A 3,610-nucleotide genomic window follows, 5' to 3' on the forward strand; every position below is an offset into this window, starting at 1 on the left:
GAGCGCCTTTACCGGACCGGAGACTTGGTGCGTTGGCAGCAAGATGGGAACTTGGAATACTTAGGCCGTGCGGACGAGCAGGTCAAAGTTCGGGGCTATCGAATCGAGCTTGGGGAGATTGAGGTTGCGCTGCTTCGTCATCCGCTTGTGGGGGAGTCGGTTGTTATCGTCCGCGAGGATATGGCGTCAGACAAGACTATCGTGGCGTATGTTGTCACAAGTGATGACGTGGAACTAAGTGAACTACGCAAATACCTGAAGGCAATGCTTCCGGACTATATGGTGCCATCGTACTTTATGACGCTGGAATCGCTACCGCTGACGCCTAATGGGAAGCTGGACCGCAAGTCGCTACCAGTGCCAGAGGTAGTTGGAGGGGGAGAGTACGCAGTCCCTCGGACGGAAGTAGAGCAAAAGCTGGCGGAGATTTGGCGCCAAGTGTTGCGGACGGAACAAGTCGGTATCCATGACAATTTCTTCGAACTGGGCGGCGATTCGATCATGAGCATGCAGATCGTCTCGCGGGCGAAACAGGCCGGGCTGAAGCTAGCGCCGCGCCAAATGTTCGCCAATCAGACGATTGCGGAGCTAGCCGAGGTGGCGGGCACGCAAATGGTGGTAGAGGCTGAGCAGGGACTCGTGAGGGGAGAAGCACCACTGACGCCGATCCAACATTGGTTTTTTGAGCAACCAATCGTTAATCGTAATCACTGGAACCAGTCAATGATGATTCAAATGCGCGATAGGCTAGACGTAGAAAGCTTGAAGAGAATGCTTGCACATCTTGTAGAACATCACGACGTTTTACGCATGCGCTTTTCTGAGATGAAGGGTTTATGGCGGCAAGTTAATGAGGATGTTGGAGATACAATTCCCTTGGAATGGTTTGACTATTCTATGCTTTCATACGACGAAATACAATTGGCGATTAGTAAGACAGCTGCCGCCATTCAAGAAAGTTTCGATATTAAGGAAGGTCCGTTGATTAAAGTAGCGTATTTCGACTTGGGTTCTTCTGCTGAACCGAGGATGTTTATTGTGGCTCATCATTTGGTTATTGACGGTGTTTCATGGCGGATTTTATTTGAGGATCTGCATACGCTTATCCTTCAGGATAATTCAGGAGAAGAACTGAGACTACCTGCTAAAACAACTTCATTTCTGGATTGGGCTCAAATGATTAATGAGTTTGCCTTAAAGGAAGAAATGAAGCAGGAAAAGGCTTACTGGTCTGCTCAAGTGTTGACAGAGATCAATGGTTTTCCGGTTGATAATCCAAGCGGGAGGAATATGGAAGGGAGTATTGCAATCGTACAGAACGAGTTCTCGGAAGAAGACACGTCGGCGTTGTTGTCGGAAGTGTCGTCTGTGTTTCAAACACATATTGATGAAATATTAATAACGGCATTAGTTGAAGCGTATTACAACTGGAGTGGTAATGAAAAACTTGCAGTGAGTTTGGAACGTCACGGAAGAGAGACTTTTAGAGATAAAGTAGATATTACTCGAACGATTGGATGGTTTACCTCTTTGTACCCTGTTTTTTTAGATCTGAAGAATGAATCAACACTTAACGGAAGGATCAAAAACATTAAAGAACAATTAAGGAATATACCCAATAAGGGTATGGATTTTGGAATTCTCAAATATTTAGCAAAGGAAGACCCAGCTGTTATCGTCCTTCGTGGCATGCAGATGCCGCAATTGAGTTTCAATTATTTAGGACAAATCGATCTTGGTTACTCGGATGAATCACTTTTTGCTCAGGTCCCTGGTGTAGTCGGCTTCAATATGGATCCGTCCTCCGAGCGGCAGCATTTGATTGACCTGGTGATTAACATCTCGTCCGGAAAATTAATAATAAAATGGTTTTATTCAAGAGAAGTATTTGAGGAACAAACAATAAAACAGCTCGCCGATCTCTATTTAGAATCCCTAGGCAATTTAATCACTCACCGAAACAATCCAGATGCAGAAGGTTACGTGACTTCCGATTTTGAGGATTTCGGTTGGAACCAAGGTGCATTAGACAAAGTCATGAAACAATTAAAAAAGAGGCAATAGAGTTTCTGAAAGGAAGGTTCATGCTGCCTTTCGATCTGCATGAACCTTCAATACTATAAGGAGGTAAATCAACGGAATGAAAAATATCGAAACGTTTTTTCCAGCATCTCCTTTACAAAAAGGTTTCATCTATCATACACTTCTCGATCCGGATTCCGGAGGATATATCGTTCAATTTTCCTGTAAGTTAGCAGGCCCTCTGGATGTTCTTAACATGCAGGTTGCTTGGGCTAAAATTATCGCAAGACATTCGGTTTTACGTTCGGAATTCCTGATCGAAGACGTGGAAGAATATATTCAAGTAGTTCGTAAGCATGTTGAGGTACCGCTAGAAAATGTGGATTGGACACATCTCGAAACCTCTAAGCAGGAACAATTGTTACTTGAATTTTTGGAGAATGATCGAAAGAGAGGATTCGATATTACTCAAGCACCACTGTTAAGAGTAACCCTTTTTCATTTACACGATCAAAGTTATCAGATGGTCTGGTCCTGTCATCATCTTTTGGTGGATGGTTGGAGTATTTCGATCATCCTTAAGGAATATTTCGAATGTTATGAAGCGCTTGTCTGCAATTTGCCTATTCATCTTCCTCAGGTAAGACCTTATCGAGACTATATTGTGTGGATAAATCGGCAGGATAAATGGAAGGCGGAAGAATTTTGGAGGAATGAGCTTCGAGAGTTCAAAGTTTCGACACCACTTCCGTTAGAACGATTTAAAAGTAACGATTTTAACCGACCGGGGCGCTTCACTGAAAAAGAAATTCATTTATCTGGTAGCTTAACACAGAAGCTAAATCAATTTACGAAGCAGCACCAACTGACATTAAATACAGTCATTCAGGGAGCATGGGCTTTTATGCTTAGTCGTTTCAGCGGAGAAACGGATATCGTGTTCGGTGTGACTGGTTCTGGCAGGCCAACGGAAATTGCTAAAGTTGAATATATGGTAGGTATGTTTATAAATACCCTGCCTTTTCGTATCCATATAGATACAAAACTCTCCATATATAATTGGCTGCAGGAAATTCAGATGAGGAATCTAGAGCTGCGGCAATATGAGTACTGTTCTTTGGTGGATATTCAGGGATGGAGTGAAATACCGCGAGGAACTCGGATGTTCGAAACTATCTACGTATTTGAGAACTATCCGACCAGCACTAGTGATACATTGGACTCCAATACAGGGATCGAAATTAAAGAAGTGCAGGGTATTGAGCAAACCAATTACCCCCTATCTTTAGTAGCTATGCCGGGGAAGCAAATCGGACTTAAGATACTTTACGATGGGAATCTGATTGACGAAAGCTCAGTGGATAGAATTATCGCGTATCTAAATCAATTGCTCTTGGCTATAACATTACAAATTCACGAACCGCTCGGCACCCTGAGCATATTGACAGAGGAAGAGAACGAACTTGTAACCGAACAATGGAACCATACGGGGACCGCGTATCCACGGGAGCATTCTGTGCATGAGCTGTTCGAGGAACAGGCAGCGAGAACGCCGGACGCAGCAGCAGTTGTGTTCGAGGACGTGACA

The 3,610-nt window shown here is 43.9% G+C and carries 2 protein-coding genes; both read left to right on the forward strand.

The genetic code is table 11. The features are described from left to right. On the forward strand, positions 1 to 2,064 hold a 2,064-nt coding region (locus JCM10914_RS28000), incomplete at its 5' end, for a condensation domain-containing protein (protein WP_036720591.1). 76 nt (positions 2,065 to 2,140) lie between these two features. After that, the coding region (locus JCM10914_RS28005) for a condensation domain-containing protein (RefSeq protein ID WP_036720594.1) at positions 2,141 to 3,610 on the forward strand (1,470 nt) is incomplete at its 3' end.

The organism is Paenibacillus sp. JCM 10914 (assembly GCF_001315105.1).
In the GTDB taxonomy this organism is placed as follows: Bacteria; Bacillota; Bacilli; order Paenibacillales; family Paenibacillaceae; genus Paenibacillus_AQ.